Raw genomic sequence first — 15,453 nt, forward strand, 5'->3', positions numbered from 1 at the left:
ACGGAGCCCCCTTGCAGACCGTCATCAAGGCCCTCATCAGCCTCGCCATCATCATCGCCTGCGCCAAAATCGGCAGGCGCTTCCCGAGCCTCGGGGGCCTCATCGCCACCATGCCCCTCACGAGCCTCCTCGTCCTGCTCTGGCTCTGGTCCGACACACCGGGAGACTACCGGCTCATGGAGGGGTACACGAAGGGGGTCCTCTGGGGGATAATCCCGACGGTCCTCTTCTTCGTGGTTGCTTTGTTCCTCTTCCGGCGCCAGCTCCCCCTGCCCCTGGTCCTAGCGGCCAGCTTCGGTGTCTGGCTGGCCGGGGCTGCGATGCACCAGTACTTTCTCAGGTAATTTTTGTGTGTTGTTTTTTGTGCCGGGCGACTGTGGTGGCGTGAGGGGACGGATTTTGCCGGCACGGACGTCGGCCCAGGGAAGGACCCCCCTCAGTCCCCCCTACCTTGTAGGGGGAAGCGAGCGTAAGCGAAGCAGGGGGGTCGAAGAAGGGAGCTCAATGTACAGGTGGTGGGCCGCAGCCGCGGCTTTTTTCGTTCTCGTGATGATTGTTGCCGCTCAAGCTTCCGAAACGCCGCGTTACGCCGTGGCGGTGCTGCCGGCGCCGGTACTCAATACCCCGGATTTTCCCGGCGTCTTCGGCGGCCGGGACGGCGGAACCGTCCGTACCGACCGCCAGGGACAGATTCGGGAACTGGAATTCATCGCCCTGCCGGGGACGGCCTTTACGGTTCAGGAGACGCTCCGCAGAGGGGGATCGGTGGTCCACCGGGTCACCACCGACGACTACCCCTACCCGACCACTACGGGCTACTTTGTGGATGACCGCTTCGTGCGCCTCACGGACGAAACGCCTCATCCCCGTGCCCGGAAACTTCCTTCCCGCGACAAGATCATCGCCCGACTCCTGGCCAGCCGGGGAAGCCGCTACGTCTGGGGAGGAAACGTCCGCGCGGGGGTACCGGACATGGTCCGCCTCTTTCCCCCGGCGAAAATACTCTCCGTCGAGACGGAGCGTCGCTGGCTGCTGCGAGGGCTCGACTGCTCGGGGCTCCTCTACGAGGCCACCGACGGCGTCACCCCCCGCAACACGAGCGCGCTGGCCAGCTACGGCCGGGGGGTCCCCATTGCCGGGCTCACGGCGGAGGAAATCAGCCAGCGTCTGGAGCCCCTGGACCTCATTGTCTGGAAGGGACACGTGATCATCGTCCTCGACCGGGAGCGGACCATCGAGAGCCGCCTCGGTCCGGTGCCGGGAAAGCGGGACGGCGTGGCGGTGAGGCCGCTGCGGGAGGTTCTGGCCGAGGTGATGGGAAAGAGGGTGCCTGCGGACCGGTTCGCGGAGAAAAACGGGAGGGGAGAGAAGACGTTCGTCATCCGGCGCTGGTATGAGTAGGAGGGTGTCAGAATCCCCGCCGCCGGAGTTCCTCGCCGATAAGCCGCTTTCGCTCCTGCCCGAGGCGGCCCGAGGCAGCCAGGTTCCGAAGCTCCATGGCCGGCGCGCCGGCAAGAAGGGTGACGAAGAGAGGGGTGGGAGTGCGGGGGTTTTTGAGCATGGCCCCCTTCAGGTTGGGACGGTTCGCCCAGCGCTGGTGTCGGGCCACGGCGGCAATGGCTTCAGAGGAGGAGCGGGAGCTTGAGACAAGTTGGAAGACCGACGCCTCCTTGAGGCGGGGATTGGCGAGGCACGGCTCCACCACCCGCACGTCCCCCTCCTTCATGAGGGCGTCCAGGACCGCCGCGCTGGCCCGGCGGGCAAGGGTGATCCGGTTCCCCAGAGGGGTGGTTGGGAGCCGCTGGATGATGGCCCGCTCCGCAGCCAGCCGCTGGTCGGGAGTGGTCCCCGGAAGCTCGCTGAGGGTCACGAGTTCGAAGAGGTAGAGGCGGGGAAGGAGCGACAGGGCCACGCCGGCCGGGGTCCCCGGATTCTGGACCAGGGCCACGGTCAGGTTATGGTTCCCCGCCACCGTATCGAGGCCGGCCACGGTCTTGAGGAGTTCCTCCGTCAGGTCCCGGCGCCCCAGGAGGGCGAGGAGGTGGTTGCCGTCCAGGGCCGGGTTCCGGAGGGCCGCCCGGAGCACCTCGGGGGAGGAGTCGAGGATGGCCTCGAAGAGCTCTTCCTTGCCGCAGGTGAGGGCCCGGTGGAGACGCCGTGACAATTCAGGGTCCAGGTGTGTACTTTTTGCGCCCTTCTCCATGGTCCGCCCCGTCACGACACGCGTAGAACAACTATTCGGCACAGCACGACAACCGGCTGATATCCCTGCTGAATCCCTGGGCGCAGAGCCTCAGCCCCTCCCCCATCGAAGGATAGACATGCAACGCATTTGCCAGGTCTTCCACCGTAGCCCGCAGGCGGATGGCCAAGGCCGCTTCGTTGATGATGTCCGCCCCCCGGTGGCAGGCCAGATGCGCCCCCAGGAGGCGGCCCGTGACCTTGTCCGCCACCAGCTTGATGACCCCGGCCGTGTGTCCGGTCACGTGGGCCTTGGGAATTGCCGCCACCGGCATCACGTTCACAGCCACGTCGAATCCGGCGGCCCTCGCCCCTTCCTCCGTGTGCCCCACCATCCCCACCTCCGGGTCGGTGAAGATGGCCATGGGAACCGTGAGGGGATCGAACGTGCAGCCGCAGCCGGGGTTCAGCATGTCGTCCACCGCGACGATCCCCTCCCGGGCGCCCGCGGTGGCGATCATCATCCCGCCGATGCAGTCGCCCGCGGCCCAGATCCCCGGCGCCGTGGTCCGCATCCGCTCGTCCACCGTCACGAAGCCCCGCGGATCGGTATCCACCCCGGCCAGCTCCAGGCCGATCCCCTTGGTGGCAGGCGCAGTCCCCACTGCCAGGAGGAGCTTTTCGGCGGTAAAACTCACCCGCTCCCCGTCCCGCTCCGCCTCCACCCGCACCCCGGCGGCGTCCCCGGACACCGAGCAGATCGCCGCGCGGCAGACGATCTCCACCCCCTCCTCCCGCAGAACGTCGCGCACCGACAGGGCCGGTTCCGGCTCCACCGGTCCCAGGATGCGGGGTCCGTGCTCCACGATCGTCAGCCGGGTGCCGAGCCGACGGAACATCTGCCCCAGCTCCACGGCGATGACCCCGCCGCCGATGATGACAAGGGACTGAGGAATGGCCTTGAGGAGGAGCGCCCCCCGGCTCGTGAGAAAGGGGGTCGATTCCAGCCCTGGAATCCGCGGGACCCGGGGATCCCCCCCCACGGCCACGAGGAACCGTGCGCTCCGGATCTCCCGTCCCCCCACCTCAACCCTGCCGGGACCCAGGAAGCGGCCGGTCCCCTTCACCAGCTCCAGCCCCGGCACATTCTGGAGGATATCGAGGTATTTGGTCCTGCGGAGATACCCCACCACCTGGTCTTTTCGGGCCATGAGTCGCTCCGCGGCAACGGATCCGCCGCACTCTCCAAGGCCGAGCCTTGCCCCCAGCCTCCCCTCCTGATAGAATAGCGCGGCGTGGATCAAGGTCTTGCTCGGCACACACCCCCAGTTGATGCAGGTACCGCCGAGGGCGCTCTTTTCTATCATGAGGACCCGCGCCCCGTGGGACTGGGCCCGGAGAGCCGCAGCAAAGGCGGTGGAGCCGGAGCCGAGGATGACGAGATCGTATGTGTCGGGCATTGTCGGAACTCCTTCTGAAACAGTGTACCCGACCACGACCGTTTGAGAAGCCTATAACCAAAAAGTCAGGGAGGACACCATCATGTCAGCACCATCACTCACCACCGACGACACCCGTCTCGGCGCCAATACCCTCAGGATGCTGGCGGTGGACGCCGTAGAAGCGGCCAACTCGGGCCATCCGGGACTCCCCATGGGGGCCGCCGACTATGCCTTCCTCCTCTGGCACTCCCACCTCCGCTTCGCCCCCACGGACCCGGAGTGGGCCGGCCGGGACCGCTTCGTCCTCTCGGCGGGGCACGGTTCCATGCTCCTCTACGGCCTCCTCCACCTCTTCGGCTTCGACCTTCCCCTGGAGGAGTTGAAGCGGTTCCGCCAGTGGGGAAGCCGCACCCCCGGCCACCCGGAGTTCGGCCACACCCCCGGCGTTGAGGTGACCACCGGCCCCCTGGGGCAGGGATTCGCCATGGGGGTCGGCATGGCCCTGGCGGCCCGGATGGCCTCGGCCCGCTTTGCCGATGAGCGCTTCGACCCGTGCGGCCACCAGGTCTATGCCATCGTCAGCGATGGCGACCTCATGGAGGGGATCAGCCAGGAGGCGGCCTCCCTGGCCGGACACCTGAAGCTCGGCAACATCGTTTATATCTATGACGACAACCGGATCACCATCGAGGGGTCCACTGACCTGGCTTTTTCCGATGATACGGCCGGCCGCTTCACGGCCCTCGGCTGGCACGTGCAGAAGGTGGACGGCCACGATATCGGCCAAGTGGGTGAGGCCCTCTGGCGGGCAAGGATCGAGCGGGACCGCCCCTCCCTCATCATCGCCCGGACCCACATCGCCCAGGGCTCGCCGGGAAAGCACGACACCGCCGCCGCCCACGGCTCACCCCTCGGGGCCGAGGAGGCGGCCGCCACCCGGAGGAATCTCGGCTGGCCCGACGAGCTCTTCCATGTGCCGGAGCGGGTGCGGGAGATCTGCGACAAGCGCCGGGACGAGCTTATCGCGGCCCACGCCGCCTGGCAGGACGAGTTCCGCCGCTGGCGCCGCCGCAACCCCGACAAGGCCCGGCTCTGGGACGGCATGTGGTTAAAAGCGGTCCCTAAGGACCTGGAGGCCCGGCTCCTGGCCGCCGTTGAGGGGAGCACCGGCGCCACCCGCTCCCTGTCGGGGAAGGCGATTCAGGCCGTTGCCGCGGCGGTGCCGGCACTGGCCGGCGGCTCCGCCGACCTGGAACCCTCCACCAACACCCGGATCGTGGATTCCCCGTCGGTCCTCGCCGGGAACTACGGGGGGCGGAACCTCCACTTCGGCATCCGGGAGCACGCCATGGGGGCAGTCATGAACGGCATGGCCCGCTACGGCTGCTTCATCCCCTACGGCGCCACCTTCCTGGTCTTCTCCGACTACTGCCGCCCAGCCATCCGGCTTGCGGCCCTCATGAAGCAGCAGGCGGTCTACGTCTTCACCCACGACTCCCTCTTCCTGGGGGAGGACGGCCCCACCCACCAACCGGTGGAGCAGCTCTCGTCGCTGCGGCTCATCCCCAACCTCCGGGTCATACGCCCCGCCGACGGACCCGAGACGGCCCTGGCCTGGGGAGCGGCCCTGCGCCGCACCGACGGCCCCACGGCTCTCGTCCTCACCCGGCAGAAGGTGCCGGCCATCGTGCGGGAGGAACCCCTGGACGCGAAGACCTTCGCCAAGGGGGGGTATGTGGTCCTCTCCGGCGGAGCAACGCCCGACGCGGTCATCATGGCCAGCGGCTCCGAGGTGGGGTTGGCCCTGGCCGCGGCTGACATCCTGGCTGGCGAAGGGGTGACGGTCCGGGTCGTGTCGGTCCCCTGCCTCGAAACCTTCCTGGCCCAGCCCGAAGCATACCGCCGCCGGCTCCTGCCGGGGCGCGTCCCCCGGGTGGCCCTGGAGGCGGGGCACGGCGGCCTCTGGTGGCGACTTCTCGGCCCGGGAGGCCTCTTCATCGGCATGGAGAGCTTCGGCGCCTCGGCTCCGGAAAAGGTCCTGGCCGAGGAGTTCGGCTTCACCCCGCCCCAGGTGGCCCGCCGGGTGAGAGAGCTCGTAGGACGCTGAATAATGGGAACCCGATCGAAGCGAAGCGAGCGGTGCGGGCGTTGCCGGATGCACCTGGAGCGGTGCGTCTGCCCGGCCATTCCCCGGTATGAGCTGGCGACCCGCGTGGTCCTCGTCATGCACCACCGGGAATACCCGAAGCCAACTGCCACCGGCCCCCTGGCCCTGGCGGCGCTCCCCAACAGCGAGATCCGCATCCACGGCGAGCGGGACTCCCTCCTGGACCTGAGCGACCTGGCAACCCCGGAGCGACGGATCCTCCTCCTCTATCCCGGCGACGACGTGCCGGTCCTGTCCCGGGAGTTGCTGGAGCGGGACCATCGCCCCGTCACCCTCGTGGTCCCGGACGGCACCTGGCGCCAGGCATCCCGCATGGGGCGGCGGCTCCCGGGCCTCGGCCACGCCGAGATGGTGCGACTCCCCGAAGGACCTCCCACTCAATGGGGAATCCGCCGGGAGAACCACCCCCAGGGGCTCGCCACCTTCGAGGCCATTGCCCGGGCCCTGGGGATCATCGAATCACCCGCCGTCCAAGCCGGCCTGGAGGAACTTTTCCGCCACATGGTGCGGAGGACCCTCGAAGCCGGCGGACGCGCCACAGCTTCCGACTGAAAGGACATTTCATGGAAATAGCCGAAATCCTGAAAAAATCCCTCCTCTTCTCCGGCCTGGAGAACGAACACCTGTCCGAGGTGGCGGCCATCGCCACGCGGCGCCCCTTTGCCCGAGGAGAGAGCCTCTTCTCGGAGGGGGAGCCGGCCGCCGGCTTCTATCTCCTGGCCCAGGGGAGCATGAAGCTCTGCAAGGTGTCCCCCGACGGAAAGGAGAAGGTCCTCCACTTCGTCCACCCCGGCGAGACCTTTGCCGAGGCGGCCTTCTTCGGCGACGGGAAGTACCCGGCCGAGGCCCGGGCCACGGAAAAGGGGGAAGCGGTTTTCTTCCCCCGGGAAGGGTTCATGGGGCTCCTGGAGCGGAACCCCCGCTTCTCCCTGAACCTCATCGTCTCCCTCTCCCTCATGCTCCGCCGCTTCGCCCGGCAGATCGAGGAGCTCACCTTTGCCGAAGTGCCGGCCCGGCTCGCCGCCCACCTGGTGGAACTGGCCGAGCGCAAGTCCACCGCGTTCCAGGGAAAGACCTACCTGGACCTGGATATGAAAAAAGGGGAACTGGCATCGCGTCTCGGCACGGTCAGCGAGACCCTGTCACGGGCATTCCGGAAGCTGAAGGAGGAAGGGCTCATCGAGGTGGAGGGGAGCCGGGTGGTGATTTTCGATATGGAGAAACTGCGGAACGCCGCCGGAAGACGGCCGGCCTAGCCTTGCTGCTCCCGGGTCACCCGCTTCCAGCGGTTGTAGACCCAGAGCCACTGGTCGGGATGACGGGCGATGTACTGCTCGATGGCGCGATTCAGGAGGCGGGTGGTGGCGATGGGATCGCCGGAAGGATCGGGGGGTATTTCGGGGAAGAACTCCACCACATGCCGATCCCCCTCCCGGTAGCCGAAGCCGGGGACCAATGCGGCTCCGGTTTTGGCCGCCATGAGGGCCGGCATGGTGGTGGTCCAGGCCTTTTTCCCGAGGAACTCCACCAGCTCCCCCTCGTGGAAAGGGACTGACTGGTCCATGAGGAGGCCGATGGCCTCGTTTTTCCGGAGCCGGAAAAAGATCTGCCGAGCTGCGCCGTTGGCGTAGATGATACTGTTGCCATGCCGGTTGCGGAGCCTCTCCAGCAACCGCGTCAGGGGCTCGAATTTCTGCCGCCGGGCCACAACGGCCATCCCGTCGGCGTTGGTGCCGAAGGCGTGGGCCACCAGCTCCCAGTTATCGCAGTGGCCGGTGATGAAGATGACCCCTTTCCCCCGCTCCTTGGCCCGCCGGTAGTTCTCAAGCCCCCGCAGTTCAGTCCGGTCCACAAGCTCCCGGCCTTGGCCGAAATAGATCTTGATGATCTCCACGGCAGTCCGGCCGATGTTGGCAAAGGTGCGGCGGGCGATCTCCTCCGGCGTTCCGGCGGCGGGGTCCCACCCCTCCAGGGTGGCGAGAAAGGGATACGCGCTCTCGATGTGCGCCACGGTCTTTCGCCGCAGCTTCCCCATAAGGATGAAGGTAAGCCGTCCCCCGACCGCGCCGAGGCCCACCGCCAGGCGGCGCGGCAGGACGAGGACCGGAACTGCAACAAGGGCGAACAGGGCGAACCCCAGCCGCCACTTGATGGCGCGGACAGCCTCCTTGGTGCGGTTATGGTGGGGGGGGGGTGTTGCCTCGTGACTCGTGATATCCTGTTCGGGTGCATCCATCGACATGTCCCCACCCTAGCACAGTTTTCGCGGAAGGGGAACCGGTTGGCGCTATCGCGCGCCTTCCGCGATCATCCCTGCGGCAGCCCATCGCCCCTCTCCAGGGCCAGAAGGGCAGCCTTCCGTTGGAGCCCGCCGGCATAGCCGGTGAGGGTACCGTCCGCCCCGATCACCCGGTGGCAGGGGATGATGATGTCGATAGGATTTCGCCCCACGGCGCTCCCCACGGCCCGGGCCGACGTGATCCGCCCCCCACGGCCCTGGGCCATGCGGACAGCCAGAGCGCCGTAGGAGGTGGTCGTCCCCGGGGGGATGGTGCGGAGAAGCTCCCAGACCGCCATCTGGAAGGGGGTCCCCCGGGGTGCCAGCGGCAGGCGGAACTCCCGGAGCTCTCCGGCGAAATAGGCGGCCAGTTGCCGGCGCAGTTCCGCAAAGAGGGGATAATCCGGGTCGAGCCCCCGGTCTCCGGCATCCTCCGGCACGTACTTCTGATCCGTGAACCAGAGCCCGCTCAGTTCGTCCCCCTCCGCCAGCGCCACCATGTCGCCCAGGGGTGTCCGGATGGTGCAGTACCGTTTCATCGTCGCTCCTCCTCGAATCCGTGGCTGGATAGATGTTTGACCCGGCAACTATACCACAAACATAGTCTTGACTAAATTCCGTCCGGCCGTAAATATGGACCGTTGATCCAAGGCCCCAAAATAGTCAGATCGTCGCACCCGCAGAAAGCCCCACGGAGGCGTAGCGGCGCTACGCCGCACACGGCGGCTTCCGAGGACGGCGGCGAGATGGCTGTTTTTCAACAACCTGCTGCAAAAAGGTAATCCCATGGACCTTCTGAAAAATCTTAACCCGCCCCAGAAGGAGGCGGTTCTCCACGGCGAGGGGCCGCTCCTGGTCCTTGCCGGCGCCGGCTCGGGGAAGACCCGGGTCATCGTCCAGCGGATCGCCTGGCTCATCCGCGAGCGGGGGGTTCCCCCGTGGCAGATCCTGGCCGTCACCTTCACCAACAAGGCAGCCGGCGAGATGCGGGAGCGGGTTGAACGGCTCGTGGGGACGGGGGAGGCCCCCCTCATCGCCACCTTCCACTCCACCTGCGCCCGGTTCCTGCGGCGGGAGATCCACCACCTGGGGTACGATTCCTCCTTTGTCATCTACGACGACAAGGACGCGGAAAAGCTCCTCAAGGAGGTGATCGCCGGCCTCGGTCTCGACGAGAAGCGCTTCCCGGCCCGCTCCTTCGCCGCCGCCATCGACGATTGCAAGAACCGGGGCATCCCTCCCGAGGAGATCCCCACCGGCGACTACACCGGCGAGATGCTCGCCCGGGTCTACGGCGCCTACCAGGAGCGGCTGAAGAAGTGCAACGCCCTCGATTTCGGCGACCTCCTCATGCTGACGGTGCGCCTCTTCGAGGAACACCCCGACGTGCTGGCCCGGTACCAGGACAAGTACCGCTGGATCCTCGTGGACGAGTACCAGGACACGAACCCGATCCAGTACCGGCTCGTGCGGCTTCTGGCCGGGGAGCGGCGCAACCTCTGCGTGGTGGGGGACGACGACCAGTCCATCTACCGCTGGCGGGGGGCCGACATCCGGAACATCCTCGACTTCGAGAAGGATTTCCCCGGCGTGGTCACCGTGAAGCTGGAGCAAAACTACCGCTCCACCCGGAACATCCTGGCCGCGGCCGGGGCCGTGGTGGCCAGAAACCGGGGGCGCAAGGCCAAGACCCTTTGGAGCGAGAACCCGGCAGGGGAGAGCATCGTCTACCGGCGTCTTAGCGACGAACGGGAGGAAGCCCGCTTCGTCTGCCGTGAGATCGAAAAGCACGTGCGGCGCGGCGGGGACTTGCGGGACGTGGCAGTCTTCTACCGGACCAACGCCCAGTCACGGGTCATCGAGGACGCCATGGTGGCCGACGGCATCCCGTATCACATGGTGGGAGGGATGCGGTTCTACGAGCGGATGGAGGTGAAGGACATCCTCGCCTACCTGAAGGTCCTCGTGAACCCGGCCGACGAGGTGTCCCTCAAGCGGGTCATCAACGTCCCGGCCCGGGGGATCGGCCACGCCACCGTGGACAAGGTGGCGGAGCTGGCGCTCCGCAAGGGGATCATCCTCTACGACGCCTTCAGCGAGGCGGCCACCGGAGGGCTCCTCACCACCGGCCCCCGGGGGAAGATCGCCGGCTTCATGGCCCTCATGGAGCGCTTCGCCGGCCTCGCCGGGACAGTCCCCCTGTCGGAACTGGCCTCCCGCATCATCGACGAGACCGGCTATGCCGCCAAGCTCAAGGAGGAGCGGACCGACGAGGCCCAGGACCGCCTCGACAACCTCCAGGAACTCTGCTCCGCCATGGAGGAGTTCGAGCGGTCCAGCGACGAAAAGACCCTGGCCGCCTTCCTGGAGCAGGTGGCCCTGGTGTCGGACCTGGAGCGGGGGGAGGGGAAGCGGGAGTCGGCCACCCTCATGACCCTGCACGCGGCCAAGGGGCTCGAATTCCCGGTGGTCTTCATGATCGGCATGGAGGAGAAGCTCTTTCCCCACGTCCGCTCCCTGGACGACCCCGAGGCCATGGAGGAGGAGCGGCGCCTCTGCTACGTGGGTATGACAAGGGCACGGGAGCGGCTCGTCCTCACCAACGCCCGCCGCCGGCGCCTCTTCGGCCAGGACCAGGTGAACATGCCGTCCCGCTTCATCGCCGACGTCCCCCGGGACCTCCTGGACCTGGAGGACGAGTACCAGTCCTCCTTCGGTTTTAGCGCCGGACGGGGGATGGAGCGAGAAATTCAGAGTTCCGAACCGGCGCGCCACAACCTGGCGGCCATCTTCGAGACCGAGATCGAGCCCGACTTCGACGACGTGGAGGTGATTCCCGATGAGCCCGAGGACGGCGGCATCTGGCTCGGCATGAAGGTACGTCACGGCAAGTTCGGCGTCGGCACCATCCGCAAGATCGAGGGAAAGGGGGACGACCAGAAGGTGATCGTCTGGTTCAACTCCGTGGGGCCGAAGAAGCTGCTGGTGAGATTTGCGGGGCTTGAGCGGGTCTGATCGCTTTGGAGCATCACCCCCCCTGCTTCGCTCACGCTCGCTTCCCCCCTACAGGGTAGGGGGGATTGAGGGGGGTCCTGCCATGATCACTGCTGCAAGTATTTCTTGACCGTCCGCCGGTCCAGGTTGGTCCGGCGGGCCACCTCCTCGTAGGTGCCGCATTGCGCGTAGAGTATGCGGCAGTACCCGGCCAGAAGCCCTTGGGCATCGAGCCCCCCCGCCGCCACATCCGCCAGGAACTGTTCCGTCGCGCCGGACGGCGCCGACTTCTCCTCTCCCCGGTAATGCCCCGTCACCAACACCCGCCGCACCGCCTGCTCCAGCTCCCGCACGTTTCCCGGCCAGGGATAATTCTTCCCGGTCTCCCGCTCAATGGCCTTGCGCAGCACCTGCACCTCCCGCTCCGGCGCGGTTCCGGTCAGGCGCCTGAGGATTCCCGCCACCAGCTCTCCCAGTTCCTCGGGTCGCTCCTGGAGCCGCTGCCGTAGTGGCGGGATGGTAATCACGTCGGAGCAGAGGCGGTAGTAGAAGTCATCCCGGAATTCTCCCTGCTCCCGAAGGCGGTTCAGATCCCGGTTGGTGGCGGCGATGACCCGGCCGCTGAAGCGGAGCCGCTGGTAGCTCCCCACCGGCGAGAAGCTCCGCTCCTGGAGCACCTGGAGGAGCTTCACCTGCACCGGAAGCGACACCTCGCCGATCTCGTCCAGGAAGATGGCCCCGTGGGGGGTGCAGCGGCTGAAGACCCCCTCGTGGTGGTCGATGGCGCCGGTGAAGGCCCCTTTTTTGTGGCCGAAGAGCTCCGACTCCAGCACCCCCTCCGGGTACTGGGAAAGGTTCACCGCCAGGAAGTTGCGGGTGAAGCTCTCGCTGAAGCGGCCGCTCTTCGGGTCGAAGGGGATGAAGCCCGACCGGCCGATGGCGGCGGCCGCGGCTCCCTTGCCGGTGCCGGTCTCCCCGAGGATGAGGACCGAGAAGTCCTCCATCCGGTCCCAGAGGTACTGGTCGAACCACCGCATGTTGTGGGTGAAGAGGGTCTGCCAGAGGTGCTCCCGCACCAACCGCAGGGAGGGACTGGAGCCGGCGAGCCCTTCCCGGATGAAATAGAAGGCGCGCCGAAGCTGGTAGAAGAGGGCCAGGTAGCGGCGGCTCTCGGCCTCGGAGAAGCCCGCCTCCCCGAAGGCGGCCATGAAGCCGCCGGCAAAGGGGACCGGGCAGGGGGTGTCGCCGGCCGCGGCCTGCTCCCGGATGAGGCGGTCGAAGGAGTCGAGGAACCGGTGAAACAGGTCGAAGAGGAACACGGTCCGAACCGTTTCCCGGTCAGGGGGCGGCAGGCGGTTGAGATTGCCCCGCAGCTCCCGCTGCAGGACGGCAACCCGCTCGGCCACTCGGTCGATGATGGCGGCAAGCACGTCCCGGTCGCCGGCAGCCGTACCCGCCAGGAGCAGGTCCAATTCGTCGCGGCTCTCGCCAAAGGGATTGAGAAAGGCGGCCCGAGCCACCTTGGCAAAGAAATCCCGCTCCGTTGCCAGTATGGTTTTAATGGCATTCATGCATTTGATGTATAGGTGCCATACACAAAATGTCAACCAGATTTCAAACATGAACCAGCGGGGGCGGTGCGTCGAAATCGTAATACAGCGACAAGACTGGCAATTCCGATTCGCAGCCAGTTTGGCACACTATCGGCAATTTCTTGAGCAGAAAACATTCTAACCCTGATGTAGGGGCGCTGCTTGCCGCGCCCTGATTGGGCGGAGCAAGCGCCGCCCCTACCGTTAAAAGGAAGATCAAATGAAGCGCATCACTGCCGCAGTGCTGCTCATGGCAGCCATGCTCTCACCCGTCCCGGTCTTGGCCCAGCACCAGGCGATCTGCCGCGAGCACCTGGCCGAGGCTCACAACGGTGGCCAGCCAGCGGTTGATCGCTCCATCAATCAGGAAGTGACTGCCTTCCGGACCCTGGCAGAGCGGGCACTGGCCTTGCGGGCCGAGACCATCAAGGTAGGAAACGCGGTCCGCACCAAGGTGGATCAGGGGAAGCCCCTCACCGGCGACGACATCGCGCTCCTCAACCAGGGGATCAACGAGCACCTGGCCCTGCGGGAGGAGATGCTGGCCGTGGCCGAGAGCCACGAATGCTGGCTCGACGCCTCGGCCACCGAACTGGGGAGGGCGGGCATCACCGAAGAGGCCCGCCTCAAGGGGGTGATGGTATCCCTCGCCTCGGCCCTGGTCCTCTACGACAACTACCTGCTGGCGGTCTCCCTCTTCGAGGGGGACGCCAAACTGCGCCGCATCCTCAACGAAAAGGACCCCGGCTACGCCGTAACCCGCGCAGCCCTCTCCAAGGTCACCCTCAACTACAATTCAATCGCCAACCGGCAGCGGGTCCGGCGGGCTATCTCGTTTTTCGAGAACGAATCAAAGAAGCATCCGGCCATCCTTCGCGACGGCTCGGAAACCGCCTACCTCGCCATGCTCATTGCCCAAAGCCCCTCGTACACCATGGTCAAAAAGGTATCGCCCCTCTACGTGATCGGCCGCAAGCTGGGCTTCCTGGGGGCAGCCACCACCGACACCCTCACCGGCCTTGAACGGGAGGGCGTCAACCTTTTCAGCATGCTCTTCGGCAATACGGTGGGGCTGGTAGAGACCCGCAAGGGGAAGCTGGCCAAACGGAACGACGTGGCGCAGCAGGTTTCGGCAACCCTCAGAGCCGGCGACATCCTTTTGGAAAAGACCCCCTTCCGGCTCACCGACAAGCTGATCCCCGGCTACTGGGGCCATGCGGCGGTCTGGGTCGGCGGCGAGGCGGAGCTGAAGGAGCTGGGGATCTGGGACAATCCGGTGGTGGCCCGCCACCATGACGAGATCCGCGAGGGGCGGCTGGTGGTGGAGGCGCTCCGCTCCGGCGTGGAGATGAACACCCTGGAGCACTTCCTCAACGTGGACAGCCTCGGCATCCTGCGCAAGGGCGCGGCAGGCCCGGAAGAGCGGGGAAGGATCATCATCCAGGCCCTGCGCCAGGTGGGGAAGCCCTACGACTTCAACTTCGACGTGGAATCCAAGGAGCGGGTCTACTGCTCAAAGCTGGTCTACCTCTCCTACAGCGGCATCGACTGGCCCACGAAGAAATCCCTGGGCAGGGCCACCTTCAGCCCCGACGACGTGGCAATCCGCGCCTTCAAGGGTGGCGACCTGCAACTGGTCAGCTTCTACCACGACGGCAAACCTGTCACCGACCGGCCCGTGGCGCACATGGCGGAGCTGATGCGGGTGAGGGAGAGGTAGACGGAATAGTCTCTCCCTGGAGAAATGTTCCAATAGGGTAGATCACCGGTTCACGCGCGCGTGAACCGGTCAAAAACGAGTTAGCCGGACTGGAGAACAATCGTGAGCTCCCTGCCAAACTATGACCAGAGCGCTCTGCGCACCCTCGCGAAGCGAACGGAGTACGAAACCTGGCTCCTCGAAGCCGTGTACGCGATTGCCGAACAAGACCTATTCCGGGAGTGGCCGGACGGCATTGTGTACCCGCTCGACCAGAATGAATCGGCATGTTACGGATTCGCTTGCGGAAATATCATCATTGGCGATTGGCGCCCAGGCTTTCTCTCAGCTGGTGCACCGTTGATATTCGTATCGTCCTTCAAGCTTCTCGACATGCTTATCGACTGGGTTATCGAGAGGAACGGTGGCAGAGCTACGTTTCGATTCCAGCAGAAGATAGACCGCCTCAGTCAGCCCATCGTCTTTCCGCCATTCGTTGAATGTCGTCCATGGTTGAAGGAGCGACTCGTTGGCCTCTATCGCACCCTCGAACCTCTGCGCGGAACGATCATTCATGACAGACACTTCGCCTCAATCGATGGCTCAATCCAAGTGTCGACTTCGAAGCATGGCGTTGTAGGCGTGCCTGTGCAGATCAGTGCGCACCACCTTAGAAAGCTCGTCCTCACGATGGTGTCAACTTTGAACTACATAGGAGGGGCTTGGGCATTTGATGAGTATCGCGAAAAGACTTTGCGACGCGACCTTGATGAGATTGAACCCCTCCACGGACTTCCGCTTTTTGGCCAACGACAGCCATTCTTCACGCGAGTACGAGTGTACCAGACAAGTGCCGATCCCCTTCGGGTGGATCCCTCCCTCGTAAAGGCCGACCTGTCTAGGCGATACTTGGACCAAGATTGCATGTTCGACTTGCGGATACTGGTAGTCAGAGATGGCGCAGTCTCTGACGCCTATCTGCTTCCCTGGAACATCTTCGCTGAGCGAGGCGCCAACTGGAGAGAAGGTATTGACCCTGCGAACTATAAGAGTGCAATACCGCAGGATATCAACCCGGAGCATCTCGGTCGTTAGTAGCA

At 65.7% G+C, this 15,453-nt stretch carries 13 protein-coding genes; 8 read left to right on the forward strand and 5 right to left on the reverse strand.

The annotated features are described in order from the left end of the window. The first annotated feature begins 11 nt into the window (after nt 1–11). Both KI811_RS08970 and KI811_RS08975 read left to right on the forward strand, forming a co-directional pair. On the forward strand, nt 12–344 hold the full coding sequence (locus KI811_RS08970; protein ID WP_214186135.1) for a DUF3147 family protein: 333 nt from the start codon (nt 12–14) through the stop codon (nt 342–344). 160 nt (nt 345–504) lie between these two features. Further along, complete coding sequence (locus KI811_RS08975) at nt 505–1,401, forward strand: NlpC/P60 family protein (RefSeq protein WP_214186136.1); 897 nt, start codon at nt 505–507, stop codon at nt 1,399–1,401. A gap of 7 nt (nt 1,402–1,408) precedes the next feature. Here the strand turns inward: KI811_RS08975 and KI811_RS08980 are convergent, their stop codons facing one another. Together KI811_RS08980 and merA are read right to left on the reverse strand one after the other, a co-directional pair. Further along, nucleotides 1,409–2,203 (reverse strand): hypothetical protein, encoded by a 795-nt coding sequence (locus tag KI811_RS08980; protein WP_214186137.1) that lies wholly within the window; start codon nt 2,201–2,203, stop codon nt 1,409–1,411. 31 nt (nt 2,204–2,234) lie between these two features. Beyond that, entirely contained in the window at nt 2,235–3,641 is a 1,407-nt protein-coding gene (gene merA / locus KI811_RS08985) for a mercury(II) reductase (RefSeq protein WP_214186138.1), read from the reverse strand. Nucleotides 3,642–3,723: 82 nt separating this feature from the next. On the opposite strand from merA, the gene tkt reads away from it, so the two are divergent. The 3 genes from tkt to KI811_RS09000 are packed head-to-tail and all read left to right on the forward strand — an operon-like array spanning nt 3,724 to nt 7,046. Continuing rightward, nucleotides 3,724–5,730, forward strand: coding sequence for a transketolase (gene tkt / locus KI811_RS08990; RefSeq protein WP_214186139.1), 2,007 nt, complete (start codon nt 3,724–3,726; stop codon nt 5,728–5,730). A 3-nt stretch (nt 5,731–5,733) separates the two neighbouring features. Further along, a complete protein-coding gene (locus KI811_RS08995) occupies nt 5,734–6,342 on the forward strand; it encodes a tRNA-uridine aminocarboxypropyltransferase (protein WP_214186140.1) in 609 nt (202 codons plus the stop codon). An 11-nt stretch (nt 6,343–6,353) separates the two neighbouring features. Next, nucleotides 6,354–7,046 carry a Crp/Fnr family transcriptional regulator gene (locus tag KI811_RS09000; protein ID WP_214186141.1) on the forward strand — a complete coding sequence of 231 codons (693 nt, stop codon included), beginning with the start codon at nt 6,354–6,356 and terminating at the stop codon, nt 7,044–7,046. Here KI811_RS09000 and KI811_RS09005 read toward each other — a convergent pair. After that, a complete protein-coding gene (locus KI811_RS09005) occupies nt 7,043–8,032 on the reverse strand; it encodes a lysophospholipid acyltransferase family protein (RefSeq protein WP_214186142.1) in 990 nt (329 codons plus the stop codon). The two genes, KI811_RS09000 and KI811_RS09005, sit on opposite strands and share 4 nt — an antisense overlap. Nucleotides 8,033–8,097: 65 nt before the next feature. Continuing rightward, nucleotides 8,098–8,607 carry a methylated-DNA--[protein]-cysteine S-methyltransferase gene (locus KI811_RS09010; protein WP_214186143.1) on the reverse strand — a complete coding sequence of 170 codons (510 nt, stop codon included), beginning with the start codon at nt 8,605–8,607 and terminating at the stop codon, nt 8,098–8,100. Nucleotides 8,608–8,854: 247 nt separating this feature from the next. Here KI811_RS09010 and KI811_RS09015 point away from each other — a divergent pair, with 247 nt between their 5' ends. Then, a complete protein-coding gene (locus KI811_RS09015) occupies nt 8,855–11,083 on the forward strand; it encodes an ATP-dependent helicase (protein WP_214186144.1) in 2,229 nt (742 codons plus the stop codon). 86 nt (nt 11,084–11,169) lie between these two features. Here KI811_RS09015 and KI811_RS09020 read toward each other — a convergent pair whose 3' ends face one another. After that, on the reverse strand, nt 11,170–12,633 hold the full coding sequence (locus KI811_RS09020) for a sigma 54-interacting transcriptional regulator (RefSeq protein WP_214186145.1): 1,464 nt from the start codon (nt 12,631–12,633) through the stop codon (nt 11,170–11,172). A gap of 241 nt (nt 12,634–12,874) precedes the next feature. Between KI811_RS09020 and KI811_RS09025 the strand changes: the two genes are divergently transcribed. Both KI811_RS09025 and KI811_RS09030 read left to right on the forward strand, forming a co-directional pair. Beyond that, nucleotides 12,875–14,374, forward strand: a complete 1,500-nt coding sequence (locus tag KI811_RS09025) for a YiiX/YebB-like N1pC/P60 family cysteine hydrolase (RefSeq protein ID WP_214186146.1) — start codon at nt 12,875–12,877, stop codon at nt 14,372–14,374. A gap of 102 nt (nt 14,375–14,476) precedes the next feature. Continuing rightward, nucleotides 14,477–15,448 carry a hypothetical protein gene (locus tag KI811_RS09030; protein WP_214186147.1) on the forward strand — a complete coding sequence of 324 codons (972 nt, stop codon included), beginning with the start codon at nt 14,477–14,479 and terminating at the stop codon, nt 15,446–15,448. Nucleotides 15,449–15,453 lie beyond the last annotated feature (5 nt).

Source organism: Geobacter hydrogenophilus, assembly GCF_018501225.1.
GTDB lineage: Bacteria > Desulfobacterota > Desulfuromonadia > Geobacterales > Geobacteraceae > Geobacter > Geobacter hydrogenophilus.

What these genes read in the sequence shown, in the direction of transcription:
- KI811_RS08975 (WP_214186136.1), top strand. Translation starts at nt 505, where the DNA reads ATGTACAGGTGGTGGGCCGCAGCCGCGGCTTTTTTCGTTCTCGTGATG.
- KI811_RS08980 (WP_214186137.1), bottom strand. Translation starts at nt 2,203, where the DNA reads ATGGAGAAGGGCGCAAAAAGTACACACCTGGACCCTGAATTGTCACGG.
- merA (WP_214186138.1), bottom strand. Translation starts at nt 3,641, where the DNA reads ATGCCCGACACATACGATCTCGTCATCCTCGGCTCCGGCTCCACCGCC.
- tkt (WP_214186139.1), top strand. Translation starts at nt 3,724, where the DNA reads ATGTCAGCACCATCACTCACCACCGACGACACCCGTCTCGGCGCCAAT.
- KI811_RS08995 (WP_214186140.1), top strand. Translation starts at nt 5,734, where the DNA reads ATGGGAACCCGATCGAAGCGAAGCGAGCGGTGCGGGCGTTGCCGGATG.
- KI811_RS09000 (WP_214186141.1), top strand. Translation starts at nt 6,354, where the DNA reads ATGGAAATAGCCGAAATCCTGAAAAAATCCCTCCTCTTCTCCGGCCTG.
- KI811_RS09005 (WP_214186142.1), bottom strand. Translation starts at nt 8,032, where the DNA reads ATGTCGATGGATGCACCCGAACAGGATATCACGAGTCACGAGGCAACA.
- KI811_RS09010 (WP_214186143.1), bottom strand. Translation starts at nt 8,607, where the DNA reads ATGAAACGGTACTGCACCATCCGGACACCCCTGGGCGACATGGTGGCG.
- KI811_RS09015 (WP_214186144.1), top strand. Translation starts at nt 8,855, where the DNA reads ATGGACCTTCTGAAAAATCTTAACCCGCCCCAGAAGGAGGCGGTTCTC.
- KI811_RS09020 (WP_214186145.1), bottom strand. Translation starts at nt 12,633, where the DNA reads ATGAATGCCATTAAAACCATACTGGCAACGGAGCGGGATTTCTTTGCC.
- KI811_RS09025 (WP_214186146.1), top strand. Translation starts at nt 12,875, where the DNA reads ATGAAGCGCATCACTGCCGCAGTGCTGCTCATGGCAGCCATGCTCTCA.